At 52.7% G+C, this 836-nt stretch carries 2 protein-coding genes; both read right to left on the bottom strand.

Going from position 1 to position 836, the window contains the following annotated elements; all coding sequences use genetic code 11:
• Positions 1-314, bottom strand: a 314-nt coding sequence (locus tag ABUE31_RS22725) for a hypothetical protein (RefSeq protein ID WP_367726043.1), incomplete at its 3' end; no start/stop codon positions are given.
• Positions 278-790, bottom strand: a complete 513-nt coding sequence (locus tag ABUE31_RS22720; protein WP_437344186.1) for a peroxidase family protein — start codon at positions 788-790, stop codon at positions 278-280. The genes ABUE31_RS22725 and ABUE31_RS22720, both read right to left, overlap by 37 nt.
• Between the last annotated feature and the right edge of the window lie 46 nt (positions 791-836).

The raw sequence follows: 836 nt of genomic DNA, 5'->3' as shown, positions 1-836 counted from the left end.
TGCCGGATTGATGGGTCGTCGGTCGGAATTTGTTCGGGCAAAAGGTAGGGTAGCGCCGGCTGCTGCTTAGAGACTAATGCGGCGTTGGTCAAAGAGACGGCATGTTGCGCAGTTGCGAGGCCTAGCTCATGGCCAGTTTTCATAGTCTCTTCAGCGAGCCCGAACACGTCACCCGGAGCCGGGTTGAGGCACAAATCTTCGAACAGGCAGTTGGGCAGGCTTGCTAATGCGGGGGACAGGTTAAGATTGATCTTACCCGCTTTGATGGGTTCAATCGCTAGCGCATCGTATGCGGTGCCAGAAAAATCCAGCAACAGAAACCAATTCGTGACCCAATTCNTGCTAATGCGGGGGACAGGTTAAGATTGATCTTACCCGCTTTGATGGGTTCAATCGCTAGCGCATCGTATGCGGTGCCAGAAAAATCCAGCAACAGAAACCAATTCGTGACCCAATTCCTTAGAAGGCGGTGAGCTGATGAATTCAGTTTGTCGCCAGAATTCGCGTAGCTGGATTCCATAAATTCGGACAGCCGCGCCAGTCCCTCGATACCATTCCATGGCCGGTACGAATCTCTGATCATGCTGTGGCCGAAACGTGCGACGGCGGCGCCAAACTCGAGTGGGAGCCAATCTTGATTTTGAGAGGATCCGTTGGTCTTAACGATGCAGCGTCCGTGTTGCATTACGCTGTGAAAAGAGCATCGATCTACGATGCGGGGTAGATAATCGTGCAAGACGGCAGATTGAAAATGCTGCAACCAAATGCGGCGAACTTTCTGCCACCACACGTTGCCGTAAGAGCCCTTCTTAGCGGGGTCGTACCCCTCTTTTTTC

The organism is Mesorhizobium marinum, from assembly GCF_040813675.1.
GTDB classification, from domain to species: Bacteria; Pseudomonadota; Alphaproteobacteria; order Rhizobiales; family Rhizobiaceae; genus Mesorhizobium_K; species Mesorhizobium_K marinum.
The sequence above is the reverse complement of the archived record's forward strand: the minus strand, read 5'-3'. Positions and strand labels throughout refer to the sequence as shown.